At 72.7% G+C, this 15,643-nt stretch carries 13 protein-coding genes and 1 pseudogene; 5 read left to right on the forward strand and 9 right to left on the reverse strand.

Going from position 1 to position 15,643, the window contains the following annotated elements; genetic code table 11:
• Window positions 1–60: 60 nt before the first annotated feature.
• The 3 genes from WME79_RS45110 to WME79_RS45120 all read right to left on the reverse strand — a co-directional run bounded on the left by WME79_RS45110 (window position 61) and on the right by WME79_RS45120 (window position 3,276).
• The gene (locus tag WME79_RS45110) at window positions 61–1,641 is read right to left on the reverse strand and encodes a lactate racemase domain-containing protein (protein WP_437528366.1); all 1,581 of its coding nucleotides are present in this window, start codon (window positions 1,639–1,641) and stop codon (window positions 61–63) included.
• A gap of 75 nt (window positions 1,642–1,716) precedes the next feature.
• Window positions 1,717–2,379, reverse strand: coding sequence for an HAD family hydrolase (locus WME79_RS45115; RefSeq protein ID WP_012240903.1), 663 nt, complete (start codon window positions 2,377–2,379; stop codon window positions 1,717–1,719).
• Window positions 2,380–2,508: 129 nt separating this feature from the next.
• Window positions 2,509–3,276, reverse strand: coding sequence for a phosphoadenylyl-sulfate reductase (locus WME79_RS45120; protein ID WP_437528367.1), 768 nt, complete (start codon window positions 3,274–3,276; stop codon window positions 2,509–2,511).
• Between the two features lie 78 nt (window positions 3,277–3,354).
• Here WME79_RS45120 and WME79_RS45125 point away from each other — a divergent pair, with 78 nt between their 5' ends.
• The 3 genes from WME79_RS45125 to WME79_RS45135 all read left to right on the forward strand — a co-directional run bounded on the left by WME79_RS45125 (window position 3,355) and on the right by WME79_RS45135 (window position 6,919).
• The gene (locus tag WME79_RS45125; protein ID WP_437528368.1) at window positions 3,355–4,341 is read left to right on the forward strand and encodes an ArsA family ATPase; all 987 of its coding nucleotides are present in this window, start codon (window positions 3,355–3,357) and stop codon (window positions 4,339–4,341) included.
• A gap of 9 nt (window positions 4,342–4,350) precedes the next feature.
• Window positions 4,351–5,559, forward strand: coding sequence for a hypothetical protein (locus tag WME79_RS45130; protein WP_437528369.1), 1,209 nt, complete (start codon window positions 4,351–4,353; stop codon window positions 5,557–5,559).
• Window positions 5,560–5,818: 259 nt separating this feature from the next.
• On the forward strand, window positions 5,819–6,919 hold the full coding sequence (locus tag WME79_RS45135; protein ID WP_437528370.1) for an LLM class flavin-dependent oxidoreductase: 1,101 nt from the start codon (window positions 5,819–5,821) through the stop codon (window positions 6,917–6,919).
• 2 nt (window positions 6,920–6,921) lie between these two features.
• Here the strand turns inward: WME79_RS45135 and WME79_RS45140 are convergent.
• Window positions 6,922–7,942 (reverse strand): annotated as a pseudogene (locus WME79_RS45140) (NADP-dependent oxidoreductase).
• A 163-nt stretch (window positions 7,943–8,105) separates the two neighbouring features.
• On the opposite strand from WME79_RS45140, the gene WME79_RS45145 reads away from it, so the two are divergent.
• Complete coding sequence (locus WME79_RS45145; RefSeq protein ID WP_437528371.1) at window positions 8,106–9,014, forward strand: hypothetical protein; 909 nt, start codon at window positions 8,106–8,108, stop codon at window positions 9,012–9,014.
• Window positions 9,015–9,119: 105 nt separating this feature from the next.
• Here WME79_RS45145 and WME79_RS45150 read toward each other — a convergent pair whose 3' ends face one another.
• From WME79_RS45150 to WME79_RS45170, 5 genes are all read right to left on the reverse strand, one after another.
• A complete protein-coding gene (locus WME79_RS45150; RefSeq protein WP_437528372.1) occupies window positions 9,120–9,809 on the reverse strand; it encodes a class I SAM-dependent methyltransferase in 690 nt (229 codons plus the stop codon).
• Between the two features lie 89 nt (window positions 9,810–9,898).
• Window positions 9,899–10,699 (reverse strand): MlaE family ABC transporter permease, encoded by an 801-nt coding sequence (locus WME79_RS45155; RefSeq protein ID WP_437528373.1) that lies wholly within the window; start codon window positions 10,697–10,699, stop codon window positions 9,899–9,901.
• Between the two features lie 175 nt (window positions 10,700–10,874).
• Window positions 10,875–11,426 (reverse strand): tRNA (adenosine(37)-N6)-threonylcarbamoyltransferase complex ATPase subunit type 1 TsaE, encoded by a 552-nt coding sequence (gene tsaE, locus WME79_RS45160; RefSeq protein WP_437528374.1) that lies wholly within the window; start codon window positions 11,424–11,426, stop codon window positions 10,875–10,877.
• 3 nt (window positions 11,427–11,429) lie between these two features.
• The gene (locus WME79_RS45165; RefSeq protein WP_437528375.1) at window positions 11,430–12,569 is read right to left on the reverse strand and encodes a hypothetical protein; all 1,140 of its coding nucleotides are present in this window, start codon (window positions 12,567–12,569) and stop codon (window positions 11,430–11,432) included.
• A gap of 148 nt (window positions 12,570–12,717) precedes the next feature.
• Window positions 12,718–14,643, reverse strand: a complete 1,926-nt coding sequence (locus WME79_RS45170) for a hypothetical protein (protein ID WP_437528376.1) — start codon at window positions 14,641–14,643, stop codon at window positions 12,718–12,720.
• 176 nt (window positions 14,644–14,819) lie between these two features.
• On the opposite strand from WME79_RS45170, the gene WME79_RS45175 reads away from it, so the two are divergent.
• Window positions 14,820–15,641 (forward strand): succinate dehydrogenase, encoded by an 822-nt coding sequence (locus tag WME79_RS45175; RefSeq protein WP_437528377.1) that lies wholly within the window; start codon window positions 14,820–14,822, stop codon window positions 15,639–15,641.
• The last annotated feature ends 2 nt before the right edge of the window (window positions 15,642–15,643 follow it).

The raw sequence follows: 15,643 nt of genomic DNA on the forward strand, positions 1-15,643 counted from the left end.
CGCCGGCCGCTCGTCGATGACCTTCTCCTTCGCCGCACGGGGGCTCTTCCCGCTGGCGCGCTAGGCCGTCACGTCGGCCATGAAGATCGGCGGGGTGTGCAGGGCCAGGATCTCCGGCGCGGGCGGGGCCGACTGCTTCGCCATCCGGAGCGCCTCGTCCATCGTGCGCGCCGTCTCCCAGCCGAGCAGCTGCGGGATGTACTCGTTGTCGGCGCCGACCACGATCATCCGGCCGATGTGCTGCCGCCCCGCCTCGCCCCAGTACCACATGAAGAACGGGTGGGTCGGGTGGTACGCGTGCCCGAAGCGGTACATCTCGATGTACGCGGGGTTCTCGGAGAACTTCTTCTCGTACCGCTTGTGCAGCTCCATCGCGTCCCGCGTCTCCGGCAGGAGCCGGTGCACGAACTCGATGTACGGGGCGTGGTGCTCGTTGTCGAACAGGTCGGTGCAGGGGTGGAGGATGATCATCGTCCCCCCCTTCTTGAGCATCGGCGCGCCGCGGTAGAGGTTGAACAGGTAGCCGTTCGCCATCACCTGCACGAGCAGCGGGTTCAGGAACGAGTTCACGTTGTACGGGCTGATGTACGGGATGCCCGTGATCAGGATGTCGGCCTGGCCCGTGACCGGGACGAGGTACTGGTCGAAGCTGCGCTTCAGCGTGTGCTCGTGGACGGCCTCCGTCTCGCCGGCGAACACCCCGGTCACCCCGAACGGCGAGGGGACGCGCTGGAAGATCGCCTGGCGCGCGGGCTGCGGCACCTTGGAGAGCGTGAAGCGGAGGGCGCGCAGCGCGCTCTTCTCGCCGGCGCTCAGGTCGTCCTCGTTCTTCGCGAGGAACTCGAGCGGGCGATCGAACATGCGGTTGTTGATCGTCGTCTCGATCGTGAAGACGTTGAGCTTCTTGTTGGCCAGCCGGCCCATGCGCTCGACGCTCGTGTGCAGCGCGGAGCTCTTCGGATCCATGTACGAGTAGCAGTCGCGCATCACCCGCGGGTTGTGGTGCGCGCGCAGGCTCCGGTACCCGCACAGGCCGACGGCGACCGACTTGTGCCCGCCGTCCATCGGCACGAGGTTGAGGTTCACGTAGATCACGAGGTCGCTGTCGACCGCGCGCTTGTTGAGCTCGACCTCCTCGCCGACGTCGGTCGTGCCGACGTACTTCATGTTGGCGGCGTTCTCGGCGTCGTGGTTGTAGAGCCGCTTCGGCCAGTAGGCGTTGAAGATCCGGTCGCCGACGATGTGGCGGACCTCCCAGTCCTTCATCCGCCGGTGGACGCTCGTGGCGATGATGATCTCCACGTCGTCGACGCCGTAGTCGGCGAGCAGGTCGAGCACGATCGTGAGCACCCGCTCGCGGATGTCGGGGCGCTTCATCTGGGGCAGCGGCAGCGAGATGTCGTCCACCGCGATCGTGACCTTCATCCCCGGGCGGAGCTTCGCGTAGAGCGGCTCCGAGTTGTACGGGTGGTTGATCGCGTAGCGGATCGCGGCGTCGACGTCCTTCAGCGGCTCGATGGGCGGCTTCGCGTAGAGCACCCGGGTGCCGGTGGGCAGGTCGACCTCGACCAGCTGGTCGCCTGAGAAGAGCACCCGGGGGGCGCTGCGGCTGTCTAGCGTGACGACGCAAGGATGGCTCATGGGACCTTCAGAGCAGGGGGTGCGACGTGTTGGGCTGGGTGGTGGCCTCCCGCCGCCGTCCGGGGGAGGCCGAGGTCATGCGGCGAGGTGGAGGATCGGCCAGTGGTACGCCTGCGCGAGCATCTTGAGCTTGCGGTCCGGGTTCACCGCCGCCGGGTAGCCGACGACCGAGAGCATCGGGACGTCCGAGTAGCTGTCCGAGTAGGCGAAGCACTCGTCGAGGTCGTGCCCGTGCGCGTGGGCGTGCTCGCGGATGAGCCGCGCCTTCTCGGGCCCCGCCACCACCGGGCGCAGGAGCTTGCCCGTGGCGAACCGATCCTTCACCTCGAGGCGGTTCGCGATGATGCCCGTCGCGCCGAGGTGATCGGCGAGCAGCTGCATCAGGAAATCCAGCGCGCCGGAGACGAGGACGACGTCGTGCCCCTTGTCGAGGCTGCACTTCACGAGGTCCCGCGCCTTCGCGTAGATCGCCGGCTTGAGCACCTTCGCGAACGCCTCCTCGGCGAGCGCCACGAGGCGATCCTCGGAGACGCCCTCGAACGAGCTGAAGAGCAGCTCGTTGAAGAGGCGCCGATCCTGGAGCTCCGCCATCGCCATCCACGGCGCCTTCACGATGGCGCGGCCGAGCTTCGCCAGGCTGTGCATCGGCGTCGGCTGGTTCAGCATGTAGAACACCGTCGGGTGCACGAGGTTGGTCGTGACCAGGGTGCCGTCTACGTCGAAGTAGCTCGCCGGCATGCGGGGCAAATCTCCCTGCATGCCGTTTGAGTCAAGATCGAGCTGCCGCGAACCGGTATTCGCAGGCGATCGTCGCGCCGCGTCGAGGTGCCACGCCGCGTCGGCGTGCTCGTGCAGGTCGTCGAGCCGTCACGCCGCGAACAGGCGCTCGTACCCGTCGTCGAGGTCGACGCCGCCGTCGGTGTCTCCCCGGTCCACCGGGTTGATCCCGCAGTACTCGACGCTCGCCAGGTGGCGCCAGCGCCCGGCGCGCTCGGGCTCGTCGGGCAGCACCGGCGTCGTGCAGGGGAAGCAGCCGATGGTGCGGAAGCCCATCCCGTGCAGCGGGTTCTCGAGCGCGTCCTTGTGCGCGGCGAAGTACGCGTCGAGCTCCTCGCCGGTCAGCGACGCGAAGGGGTGAACGCGGAGCGTGTTGTTCGCGGGGTCGAGGCCGAACGGCGCGACCTTGGCGCGGGCGCCGCCCTCGCCCCGCCGCAGCGCCGCGACGAGCGCGTCGTAGCGGCCCCGGATGGCGCTCAGCGGGGCCGATTTGCGGAGGTCGCAGCAGCGCTCCTGGCCCTCCTTCGAGAGGTAGAGCAGCCCTTCCTCGCGCGTCTGCTGCGTGAAGCTGCGCTCGGGCGAGAGCGTGACGACGCGCAGGTTCGGGTGGGTCCGCGCGAGCTCGTCGCGCGTGGCCAGCGTCTCGGCGTGGAGCACGCCGGTGTCGACGAAGATCACATCGAACGAGAGACCGGCGCGGTCGGCCATGTGGCACAGCGCGGTCCCGGCGCGCTGCATGCTGCTCATGATGGCCACGCGCGGGCCGAAGGACTCGCGGACGAAGCGGAGGAGCTCGACGGGTGACGCGCCCTGGAAGCGTCGGTTCAGCGGTTCAAGGTGTCGCTCGGTGATGCGCATACGCGAGGCATAGCAGAGCCCGTTTCCTTGATCCGGGTTGCCTTCGCCTGAGCTTGCGCCTAACTCCGCTATCGCGGAATGACCAGCGCCCATCAAGCCTCACAAGCGGGCGGGCTCGACCAGGACCTGCCGGAGCTCGAGCGCCGGCGCTTCCTGTTCGTGACCGGCAAGGGAGGGGTCGGGAAGACGACCATCTCCGGCGCCCTCGCCCTCGCCTTCGCCGCCCGCGGCAAGCGCGTCCTCGTCGCGATGTGCCACACGAAGGAGCGGCTCTCCGCCATCCTCGGCTCAAAGCCGATCGGCCCGGAGGTCATCCAGGTCGCCGAGCGCGTGTCGGCGGTGAACATCGCGCCGGACAGGGCCCTCCGGGAGTACGGCGAGATGGTCCTGAAGATGCGCGCCGCGGCCGATCTCGTCTTCGACAACAAGTACACGCGCACCTTCTTCCGCGCGGTGCCCGGGCTGTTCGAGTGGGCGATGCTCGGCAAGGCGTGGTTCCACACGACGGAGCTGCTCCCGGACGGCTCGAACCGCTTCGACGTGGTCCTGCTCGACGCGCCCGCGACGGGGCACGGGGTGGACATGCTGCGGGTGCCGAAGGTGATCCTCGATGTGGCGCCGCCGGGCATCCTGCGCCGGGACGCCGAGGCGGCGTGGGTGATGTTCAGGGATCCCGCGCGGAGCGGGGTCGTCGTCGTGACGCTCCCGGAGGAGATGCCGGCGACCGAGACCGTCGAGCTCGTGGCGGAGGTCCGGGGCGACCTTGGCCTGCCCGTCCACCGGGTGATCATCAACGGCGTGCTGCCGACGCTGTTCTCGCCCGAGGAGCAGCGGGCGCTCCTGGTCGACCCGGGGCGGCTCGACATCCAGGCGCCGGCGCGCGCCGCGGACACCGTCGAGAGCGCCTTCGTGGCCGGCGCGCGGCGGGCGATCCGCGAGTCGGTGCAGCGCGAGAGCCTGGCCCGCCTGCGCCGCGATCTCGACCTGCCCACCGTGATGCTGCCGTTCCTCTTCGACGAGGCCTCGACGGTCGCCGGCACGCGGATGCTGGCCGAGCGGCTCTGAGCAGGGCGGATGCCGGCGGCCCTGCTGCGAGCGAGCCCCCTGCTCCGCGACGGACGCGCGCTGCTCGACGCCGATCGCCTCGTCCACGCGGGGGTCGCCGATCGGCGCGCGAGCTTCGAGATCGCCTTCACGGCGATGCCGCCCAACACGGGTTTTCTCGTGGTCGCGGGGGTCGAGGCGGCGCTCGAGGCGCTCGCGGTGGACGGAGCGCGCTTCGACGCGGCGGCGGTCTCCGCGGCGCGCGCGGCGTGCGGCCTGAGCGACGCGCTCGAGGAGCGGCTCGCCGGCGCGCCGCTCTCGGTCGACATCGACGCGATGCCGGACGGGACGATCGCCTTCCCGGGGACGCCGGTCGCCTCGGTGGAGGGGCCGTTCATCGAGGCGCTGCTCGTGGGCGCGCTGCTCGCTCCGGCGCTCCGCCGCGGCACGGCCGCTGCGACGCGGGCCGCGCGGCTCCACATCGCGGCGGGCGGCGGCGACATCGTGGACGGGTCGTCGGCGAGCGTGCCGTTCGCCGACGAGGCGCTCGCGCTCGCCCGCGCCGCGCACGTGGGCGGCGCTGTGGCGACGACGAGCGCGCTCGCGGCCACGGCGCTCGGCATCCCGTTCCGCTGCGAGGCGGGGATCGACCTCGGCGAGCTCGCGCCGCCGCCGTCCCCGCTCGAGGGCAGCTGGCCCTGGTACGCCGATCGGATGGTCGATCTCGGGGGCGACGACGAGGAGGCGCTGCTCCTCGAGGCGAGGCGCGTGGGCGCGAGCGCGGGCGGCTGGGTCGCGTCGGGGCTGGTGGAGGCCGCCGAGGGGCTGCCGGCGGCGCGCTGCGAGCTCGTGGCGCTCGAGGAGGCGGGCGCGTGGGCGCTCCGGCAGGGCACGAGCGATCGCGGCGACGTGATCGCGGGGCGGAAGATCGTGGCGCGCTACTACGACGAGGCGGGGCGCGTGGCCTTCGACGTGATCCACCTCGCGCACGAGCGGATGCTGGCGCCGCGCGCGCTCGGGGTCGCGAGGCTCGCCCCGCTCGCGCGCGCGGCGATGCGTGGCGGGCGCGCGCTCGAGTCGCCCGAGCCGGCGAGCGCCGGGCGCGAGCGCTCCCTGGCGGCGCGCCAGCTGCTGCCGGACGCGGTGGCGCACCTGCGCGCGCCGGCGAGGTACCCGGTGCAGTTCTCGCCGGCGCTGATCGCGCTGCGGGAGCCGGAGCCGCCGGGGCTGCTGCGGTAGTTTCCCGGTGAGCTTGAGATCTCGGTGAGCTGAACGGCCCGCAGGGACGGAGCTCGTCGCCGGAGGTGTGAATTGGTGTCCCGGCCATCAACGCGCAAATCGCAGCTACGGCGCCTATCCCCATCAGGAACTTGGCGCTGGTGCTTCACCGCCCGCTCGGGGTGAAATGCTCGTCCACGGCTCCTGCGCCAGGAGCCGCCGCGCGAGCGCGATTCCGCGCGGGTGTCTATGAATCGATGCAAAGACGACGGGGGTAGACATGACGCAGATCACCGGTGTTGCGGGTAGGGCCCATCACCTCGAGCTCGGGATGTTCGGCGCCAACGGGACGAGCACCGCGCTGTCCAAGGCGCCAGAGCGCTGGCGCCCGACGTGGGAGAACAACCGCGACCTCGTGCTCGCGGCCGAGGCGGCAGGCCTCGATTTCCACATCCCGTTCGCGCGCTGGAAAGGGTACGGCGGCGAGTCGGACCCCCTGGGCGTCACCCTCGATCCCATCGCCTGGGCGGCCGGGCTCCTCGCGGTGACGAAGAGGATCACGCTCTTCACCACCATCCATGTGCCCTTCACGCACCCCATCGTCGCGGCCAAGCACATGGCGTCGCTGGATCACATCGGCCCGGGGCGCGTCGGCATCAACATCGTCAGCGGATGGAGCAGCGACGAGGCCGAGATGTTCGGGATCGAGCAACGCGAGCACGATCAGCGCTACGAGTACACGAGGGAATGGCTCGACGTGATGCTCAAGCTGTGGACCAGGGACAAGCCATTTCATCACGAGGGCAGGTTCTTCAACCTGCGCGGGGCGACTGGGGCCCCGAAACCGCAAAGCGGTAAGATCACCCTGATGAGCGCGGGCGCGTCGGCCGCCGGCCGGACGTTCGCGGTCAACCACTGCGATCAGCTGTTCACGATCCTTGTCTCCCTCGAGGCGTGCCGCGACGAGATAGGGAAGGTCATGGAGGCCGCCCAGCGCGCGGGTCGCCGCGTGGACGTGTACACAGCGGCGTGCATCGTCTGCCGTCCGAGCCGGAAGGAAGCTGAGGAGTACTACGAGCGTATCTCGCGTGACATGGCCGACGAGCCCGCCATCGACAACATACTACGGCTGCTGGGGCTCGACTGCCGCTCGTTCTCTCCGGAGTTCCTCGCCATGTTCCGGAGCCGGTTCGCCGCGAGCCACGGGCATTACCCGATCGTCGGCACACCGATCGACGTCGCCGAGGAGCTCCGGCGCATCCGCGACATCGGGGTCCGCGGCCTGGCCCTCTGCTTCATCGACTACGCTGCCGAGCTCCCGTACTTCAGGGATGAGGTCCTGCCCCGCCTCGTCGACATGGGCGTCCGCCGGCCTGGCTGAGACTACTCGGAGACCTTGATCAGCAGCTTTCCGATCTTGTTCGGCTGGAAGAGCATCCCGAGCGCATCCGGGGCGTTCTCGAGGCCTTCCACCACGCGCTCGCGCCAGGTGATCCTGCCCTCCTTGATCCAGGCGTAGATCTTCTCGAAGGCCTCGGGGAAGCGCGCTTGATGATCGGTGACGACGAAGCCCTGCACCCGGAGCCGTTGCATCAGGATGAGCGGGAAGCGCACGGGGCCCGGGCGGGGCTCCTTGTCGTTGTACGTCGAGATGAGCCCGCAGATCGTGACCCTGCCAAAGAGGTTCATCTTGTCGAGCACGGTGTCGAGGATGTCGCCGCCTGCGTTCTCGAAATTGATATCGACACCCTTCGGACAGGCGCGGTCGAGCGCCGCCGCGACGTCCTCGGTGCGGTAATTGATGCAGGCGTCGAAGCCGAGCTCCTCGGTCACATGGCGGCACCCGGCGTCGCTGCCCGCGATGCCCACCACGCGACAGCCCGCGATCTTGCCCATCTGGCCGACCAGGGAGCCCACGGAGCCGGCGGCGGCGGACACGACGATGGTCTCGCCCGGCTTCGGCTGCGCGATATCGAAGAGGCCGACGTAGGCGGTGAAGCCGCCGGTCACGTGAAGTGGGCTGAGGAAGGCGCCGAGCGGGACGTCCAGCGCGGGCAAGCGCGTGAGGGCGAGGTCGCCGGGCGCCGCGACGTTGTAGTCCTGCCAGGAGGCCGGAGACGAGGTCTCCCGCGCCATAGTCGGGGTGACGGGAGCGCTCGACGACGCCGACGCCGAGCGCGCGCATCACCTCGCCCTGGTTCACGGGCGGCATGTATTGCTTCATGTCGCTCATCCAGATCCGGTTCGTCGGATCGACGGACAGGTAGCGCGTGCGGACGAGGACTTCGCCATCGCCAGGCTCACGGACCGGCGCCTCGCGGAGCTCGAAATGGCTGCGGTCCGGCGGGCCCTCGGGGCGGGCCTTCAGGATGTAGTGGCGGTTGGAGAGGGACGAGGTGCTCATCACACGAAGCTAGACGCCCGGAGGCTTCACCGGAAGGTGCAACCCGACCCGGCGGAAGGCGAGCTCGGATACGTGCCCGGCGCGTCCTGCTCCTGAAAGGCGGGCGCTTGGAGCCCGCGCTGGGCCCGCGTAGCGTGTCGAGACGTCTCCGATGGATCCCCGCGTGCACGATCGCCCCATCCGGCTCGTCGTGGATCGCCTCGCCGTCCCCGGGGTCATCGGCGTCCGCGCTCGGGCGAACCTCTCGTTCGGAGGCGCGCTCCACGTGGCGCTCGGGCCCGACGCGGGCTTTCCGGAGTTCCAGCAGCTCGACGACTGGAAGTCCGACATATCGCTCGTCGACGCGCGCGCCCTCGCGCCCCAGCTGCGGGCGGAGGCCGGGATCCTGCTGCCGGAGGAGCGCCTCGCGGAGATCGAGGCGCTCGATCGCGAGATGGCGGAGCTCGACGTCCCGCCGCTGAGCGACCCCCGAGAGCTCGACGCCCTCACCCTGTTGAGACGCGCGCGGCTGCAAGCGCTCGACGCGGCCCAGCGCCGCATGCTCGAGGCCCGCGGGGCGCCGTTCTGGGTCGCGGGGTATACGCGGCACTCGGACACGCTCTGGGCGCACCGGATCGGTGGGGCCGCGCCATTCCAGGCATGGGTATCCCGCCATGATACGGAGTGTCGCGCCGTGGAGGCCGCGGGGGAGCCGCCCGGCTGGATGGGTCGCGTCCGCTTCTTCGACCTCTGCCAGACGCGCTGGGCCGATCGGGCGCTCCGCGCGCTGACCGGAGGGGCGGTGAGCGAGCCAGGGCTGCTCTTCGGGCGGCGATGCGCGGCGGGGTGGGATTGCGGGGAGATGGTGGAGGACGAGATCGCGCGCGCCGGGCTCGACGCGGCCGCGGCGATGGCGGCCGGAGCAGAGGAGGTGACGCTCCCCCTGCACGGGCCGGCGCGGCGCGTGCGAATGCGCGCGTTCGAGATGCAGGTGTGGACGATTCACCCGCTCGACGCGCCGAGTGAAGAGCCGTGGCCGACGCGCCTGATCGAGGTGCCGGCCGAGGACGTGTGGGTGCTGGTGGCGGGTTGAGCTCGCAGACCAGCGTTCAGTCGACGTGATCCAGAGCGGATACCGGGCGCGTCGTGTCCCCCGAGCAGCGGCGAGGACGGGCGGCAGGGCCTCGGCGAGGGCGCCTCAAGCGCCGGCGCGCACGCCGACCGTCATGGTCTGCGCGCCGAGCGGGAACCACGCGAGCCAGGGCTCGAGCGGACGCAAGGGGGCGAGCGGTCGCGGGAAGAACAGCACGTAGTCCTGCCGCACCGAGGCGAGCGCGCCAGCGAGCAGCGCGCGCACCTCGCGCGGCGGAAGCAGGATGGCGTCGTCGTCGAACGGACACAGCCGCACCGCTCGCCGCGTGAGCGGGTTGTACGGGTTGTGCTCGAAGACGAACAGGCGCCCACCCGGCTTGAGCTTGGCCGCCACCGTCTGCACCAGCCTGGAGCGCTCGGGCGGCGGAACGTGGTGCAACACGCCCGACAGCACGGCCGCGTCGAACCGCTCGCTCGGGATGGCGGCCTCCTCGCCGTACACGGTCGCGCTCGGAGCCTGCTCGCGCGCAAGCTTGGCGCTCTCCGCCGACGGATCGAAGGCGCCGACGAAGGCGAAGCGACCGCAGAGCAAGCGCGTGAGGCTGCCGGTGCCGCAGCCGTAGTCGAGCACGCTGTGCGCGCTGGACACGCCGGCCCGCGCCAGGCACCCGAGCTTGTGCTCGGCGAAGTACTCGGGCCCTTCCCCGCTCAGGCGCACGCTCTGCTGGTGCGCCTCGCGGTAGGTGGGGGCGTAGTGATCGAACTTTTCGACTTCGGAGGCGCGCTCGAGCGACACGCCGCCTACCGTAACATCCTCGCCGCCGCGCCGCAGCGTCGCGGCAAGCGTTTGCGACCCAGGCAGCGCCGGGAGGACGCCGCTGCGGCTCACATGTCGAGCAGGAGCTGCGTCAGGATGTAGTTCGTGACGAGCACGGTGACGCAGCTCTCGACGACCGCGCGCGTGGTCGCGACGCCGACGCCGCGCGCGCCGCCCGAGGCGTAGAAGCCGTGGCGGCACGAGACCGACGAGACGATGAAGCCGAAGACGCACGCCTTGATGAGCCCCATGGAGATGTCCTTGGGGAGGGCGAAGTCGCGGATGCTCTGGAAGAACGCGCCCGCGTCGCCGCCGAGCCAGAGCACGGCGACGAGGTACGAGCCGCACATGCCGACGCTCGTGTAGAGGATGCAGAGCAGCGGCAGCATCACCGTCGCGGCGAAGAGGCGGGGCGAGAGCAGGTACTGCACGGGGCTCACGCCCATCGTCGCGATCGCGTCGATCTGCTCGGTGACGCGCATGTTGCCGAGCTCCGCGGCCATCGCGCTGCCGGCGCGGGCGGTGACCATGATCGCGGAGAAGACCGGCGCGAGCTCGCGGGCCAGCGAGACCGCGACGAGGCCGCCGACGCGGCCCTCGGCGCTGAACGCGCGCAGCGCGTAGGACGTCTGCAGCGTCACGACCATGCCGCTGAAGACGCCGGTCAGGCCGACGATGAAGACCGACTGCGCGCCCATGAAGTCCATCGCGGCGAGGAACTGGGCGGGACGGAACGGCGGGCGCACGAGCCAGACGATCGTCTGGAAGGTGAGCGTGACGATGTTGCCGATGTTGTCGAGGAACGCGAGGACCGGCTCCAGCGCCCTGTTGAGCAGCTCGCCGCGGCTGGTCTCAGCGCCTTCCTTCACGGTGCGCTCTTGTACCATGCAACGCCGCCGCGCACGGGGCCGGGCTCGCGACGACCCCGCGCGCCCGCTCGCCCGCGCTTCGCGCCGGTGCGTGGATCGAGCCGCTGGTCGAGCCCGCCCGAAGGCGCAGCGGTCCCCCGCTCGCCCTCGCCAGGCTTGGGCCGCTCGACGCGCTTCACGCAGCGCCCGGCCCGGCTCCCCGCGATCCGACGGAGCCGCGCTGCAGCTCGTCCTCCAGCGCGGCGAGCACCTCGCCGCTCCGCGCGCCGGTCGCCCGGATCTCGGCGGCGCGGCCGGACGCGGCCGCGTCCTCGGGGGCGGCGAGGTGGATCAGGAGCGCGTCGCCCCCGAGCGCCTCCACGAACGGCTCGCCCCACTCCACCACGACGAGCGCGCCCTCCGCGCGGCGCTCGCGCAGCCCGAGCTGGGCGAGCTCCGCGGCGGCGTCGTCGCGCGCGCCCTCCGCGGAGGACGCGCCCCCGAGGCGGTAGGCGTCGGCGTGCGCGATGGGGACCCGGCCCTCGTGCTCGTGGACCAGCGTGAACGTCGGGCTGGTGATCGGGAGCTCCGGCGGGACGCCGAGCGCCCGGCAGAGGGCGCGGGCGAAGAACGTCTTCCCGGCGCCGAGATCGCCGGCGAGGACGACCAGATCGCCGCCCGCGAGGCGCCCGGCGAGCGCTCGCGCCAGGCGGATGGTGCTGCGGCGGCTCGGCAGCTCGATGCGCATGCGTCAGAACCGGGCCCCGGCGCCGAGCGTCGCGCCGACCAGCAACAGGGAGCCGCCCCCCGTGGGAACCCACCGGAGGTTGCCGAGCTGGGCCTCGAGCTGCACCGAGGGGCTCAGGGCGAGCGCGACGTCGAGCGACGCCCCGAGCACCGGGTGGACCTGGAGATCGCCGCTGTACGTCGTGAGGTCGGGGCCCACGGCGCCGGCGCCGGACCTGAAGAACGCGCCCGCGCGGAGCGACGGGCCGAGGTGGAGCGGGAACGCGCGCCACGCCCCGTCGTGCGGCGTCAGGCTGGGCGTCAGCATCAGGCGCGCGCCGCCCTCGATCCAGCCGGCGAACGGGCCGGCCAGGTTGCCGCCGCCGCCGGCGAACAGCTCGAGCCCGCGGTCGCCGGGCGCATAGGCCACGCGCGCCTCCCCGACCAGCGAGGCCGCGCTGCCGCTCGCGCCCGGGAGGCGCGCCGCCGCGACGGCCAGCCCGAGCGACGCGGACAGGGCGACCCGGCGCCCGCCCGTGTACGCGGGCCACACGCGCTCCGGCCCGAGGGGATACGCCATCAGCACCTCCTTCGCGGGCGGCGCGGGCGGCGGCGCGGGCACCGGGGGCAGCACGATCGCCCCTCCCGCGGACGGAGGCGGGGGCGCGCTCGCCGGAGCGGAGCGCGCGGCGCGCTCCCAGGGGAGCTCGCCGACGCCGACGCCCTCCGGGCGGAGCAGGACGGCCAGCATCTCCTGCGTCTGCCGGACCGTTTGATCCCGGTCGACCTCCCTGGCGACCGACTCGACTCGGCCCGTCGAGGCGAGGTACGCGGTGAGCTCGATCCGGGTGGTCGTGACCGCAGGATCGACGGTGCCGGTCAGGACCCAGTCCGCGCCCGTCCGCGCGCCCACCGCGCGGTACTCGTCCGCGCTGTCGGCGACGCCATCGGCGACGTCCTTGAGCGCGGCCGCGACCGCGTCCTCCGGCGCCGTGGTGTGGCCGAGGGCGGCGAGCCCGCGCGCGACGTCGGCCTGGGCGGCGCTCCGGGCGGCCTCGTCGGTGCCCCCCCGCGCGGGCAGGAGCGCCACCCGATCGGCGAACGCGGCAGGGGCGATCGCCAGGAGCGCGGCGGCGGCAGCACAGGAGAGGGCTCGGCGGATCATGCGGCGCCATGCTACGCCCGCCGGCAGGCCGGAGCAGCCCCGGGGCGACGCGCCGGCACGGTCTCCACGCGCACCCTCGCGCGTTGTCCCTTGCGCTGATCGAGCGACGGCCAGGTGAGTCGCCTCGTTCACTGCGCTTTCACCCCGCTCATCGCGCTTTCCCGCTCTCGCGGTAGCCGATCACCCGCGGCAGCACGCGCCGTCCGCCGAAGCCGCCCGCCGCCGTCGTCCAGAGCTCCGCCGTCGCGGTGCTCATGGCGCTCGCCGCAGCGAGGCGCCGCGCCTTCACCTCCGCCGGGTCCTCGGTGCCCGTCTTCGGCAGCCGCTGGACGCCAGCCCATGCGAGCACGCCGGCGTCGCGCCCGAGCGCCGCCCAGAAGCTCGGCGGTGCCGGATGGGTGGCGAGCCAGGCCGCGAGCGCGGCCGCCGCGCCCGAGGGAGGTGCCTTGGGATCGCCCGCGCCCGGCGGAGGCTGCGCGCCGGAGGGCGCCGCGAGGAGCGGGAAGAGCCCCGCCGTCGCGACGAGCGATCCCGGCGGCGGCGCGATGGCCGTTTCAAAGGCGAGCGCGATCGTCACCGAGCGGGGAGCTGCACGGAGCGCCTGCTCCGCGCAGCGCGCATCGCCGGCGAGGACCATCCCGCGGATGGCCGGCGGCCGGAGAGCGCGCGCGTCGAAGGTCCCGTCGCAGGGAAGCGCCAGCGCGATGCCGTGCTCGGCCAGCGGCGCGGCCCCCGCGGCGCCCGGCGGTGCGGTCCCCGCAGCGCCCGCCGTCGCGGTCCCCGCGGCGCCCGCCGGCGCGGGGGCCGCGTCCTTCCGGACCTCGGCATCGCCGCCCACGAGCGCCACCGGCTTCGCGCCCCGCTCCGCGAGCGCGGCGGCGAGCACCTCGATGCTCCGCGCGGGCTCCTCGCCCACGACGAAGACGAACGCGCCGTCCAGCGCCGCCGGCTCCGGCGGGTGGACGAGCAGCACCGGGATCGCGTGCGTCCGCGCGAACTTCGCCGCCTCGGTCGCCTGCTCCCGATCGGAGCCGGCGATGAGCACCGCGGCGCCCTCGGCGGTGAGGCTGTTCAGCGCCTCGTCCACGCTGCCCTCGCCGCCGTCGTCGCGGCTCACGAGCCGCGCGTCCGAGCCCGGCCGGAGCAGCCCGAGCCCGTGCGCCACGCCGGCCGCGATCTCGACGCCCCGGCGGCGCGACGCGGCTGTGCGCGTCGACAGCAGCAGGCCGACCGTGGGCGGCTCGACGCGCGCAGCGCCCGCGCCGGCCACGAGCTCGAAGATCGCGTCGCGCTGGGTGCCGAGCGCCGCGTCGGCCCGATCGAGCAGCTCCTTCGCGAGCGCCACGTCGCGGCGCTCGCGGGCGACGATCGCGAGGCGCTCGGCGACCAGCGAGCGCAGATCGACCTCCGGGCTCACGACCTCGCCGGTCGCCCGCCCGGCGCGGAGCGCCCGGACGAGGTGATCGATCGGCACCTCGCGCAGCTGCGCCCCGATCTGCGCCCGGACGGCGGCGCGCCGGTCGTCGTCGGCCTCGCGCAGCCAGACGCTCATCAGCTCGATCGCCTGCGTCCACGCGCCCGCCTCCATCGCGGCTGCGGTGACCTCCTCGTTGAGGAGCGCGCGCACGTACCCGTCGATCATCTTGCTCACCAGCGGGCGCAGCACCCCGAAGGCGGGCCTCGGCTTGCCGGCTCGCCGGAGCGCGGCGCCGCGGATCACGCGCGCGAAATCTCCGATCGCGCTCCGCCCCGCCGCCTCGACCTCGGCCGCGAGCGCCTCGGCGCGGCGGAGGTCCCCCCGCTCCAGCGCGATCCACGCGAGGTGGACGCTCGCGACGCGCGCGAGGTCGTCGGAGGCGTGGCGCCCCCGGAAGGCGAGGAGCTCCGGCTCGAGCGCGATGCGCTCCGCGCGCGCGCCGTTCGCGAAGCGCGTCAGGAGGGGGCGCAGCTCGGCCTGGGCCGCGGGCGACCCGGCCAGCGCCGGGCTCACCGGCTCTCCGCCCTGCGCGCCGCAGCCGGCGCCGGCGGTCGCGGCGGCGAGCGCGAGCAGGGCCGCGGCCGCGATCGCGGCCACGCGGGCGTGAAGTGGCCGACGTTGCCGGGCGGCGCGGCGGCGCGGGCGGGCCGCTGCGCCGCCGATCGACGCGCCAAAGGCAGCGGAAAACCGGCCGGAACTGTTGACTGCGTTCACCTTGACGTCACCCGGGGCATCCCATACACCCGCCGCGCCCGCCTTCCATCGAGGTCAGCGTGTCCGAGGCAACCCCCGCGAGATCGCTCTTTCACGAGAGCCGCCGGTCCTTTCTCCTGCGCAAGCTGCATTCTCTCACCGGCGCCCTCCCCGTGGGCGGTTTCCTGCTGTTCCACTTCTGGACGAACGCGAAGGCGCTCCAGGGGCAGGAGCGGTTCGACGCAGCCGTCGGCGAGATCTCGCACATGCCGTACCTGCCCGTGCTCGAGATCGGGCTCGTCGTGCTGCCGCTCGCGTTCCACGCCCTCTACGGGGTCAAGCTGGTGCTCGAGGGCAAGCCGAACGTCGGCAGCTACACGTTCTCGCGCAACTGGATGTACACGCTGCAGCGGGTCACGGGGGTGCTCGCCTTCGCGTTCATCGGCTTCCACCTCTGGTCGTACTGGGCGCAGAAGTGGCTGGGCCGGATGGCGCCCGAGGAGTTCTACCCGCGGCTGTGCGCCGACATGGCGTCGACGGTGGGCGGCGTCCCGGTGATCGCGCTCGTCTACCTCTTCGGCATCGCGGCGAGCGTGTTCCACTTCGCCAACGGCCTCTGGGGCTTCTGCTTCTCGTGGGGGATCACCGTCTCGCGCCGGGCGCAGCGGATGGCCGCGGTGGTCTTCGGCGCGGTGGGCCTCGTGGTCTTCCTGTTCGGCGCCAACACGGTGATCTATTTCGCCACCGGCGCGCCGTTCCCCGGGACGCCGGGCCCGTCCGCGGAGGGGGGCCGCACCTGCGCGGACATCGCGTCGTCGTCGACCGGTTCCACCGGCGCCCCCGCGCGCGCGGCTGTCGGCGCCGGCGCCGGCGCCGGCGTGGGCGCGCCGGCCTCGCACTGACC

The sequence above is a fragment of the Sorangium sp. So ce726 genome (genome assembly GCF_051521405.1).
In the GTDB taxonomy this organism is placed as follows: domain Bacteria; phylum Myxococcota_A; class Polyangia; order Polyangiales; family Polyangiaceae; genus Sorangium.

What these genes read in the sequence shown, in the direction of transcription:
- WME79_RS45110 (WP_437528366.1), bottom strand. Translation starts at nt 1,641, where the DNA reads ATGAGCCATCCTTGCGTCGTCACGCTAGACAGCCGCAGCGCCCCCCGG.
- WME79_RS45115 (WP_012240903.1), bottom strand. Translation starts at nt 2,379, where the DNA reads ATGCCGGCGAGCTACTTCGACGTAGACGGCACCCTGGTCACGACCAAC.
- WME79_RS45120 (WP_437528367.1), bottom strand. Translation starts at nt 3,276, where the DNA reads ATGCGCATCACCGAGCGACACCTTGAACCGCTGAACCGACGCTTCCAG.
- WME79_RS45125 (WP_437528368.1), top strand. Translation starts at nt 3,355, where the DNA reads ATGACCAGCGCCCATCAAGCCTCACAAGCGGGCGGGCTCGACCAGGAC.
- WME79_RS45130 (WP_437528369.1), top strand. Translation starts at nt 4,351, where the DNA reads ATGCCGGCGGCCCTGCTGCGAGCGAGCCCCCTGCTCCGCGACGGACGC.
- WME79_RS45135 (WP_437528370.1), top strand. Translation starts at nt 5,819, where the DNA reads ATGACGCAGATCACCGGTGTTGCGGGTAGGGCCCATCACCTCGAGCTC.
- tsaE (WP_437528374.1), bottom strand. Translation starts at nt 11,426, where the DNA reads ATGCGCATCGAGCTGCCGAGCCGCCGCAGCACCATCCGCCTGGCGCGA.
- WME79_RS45165 (WP_437528375.1), bottom strand. Translation starts at nt 12,569, where the DNA reads ATGATCCGCCGAGCCCTCTCCTGTGCTGCCGCCGCCGCGCTCCTGGCG.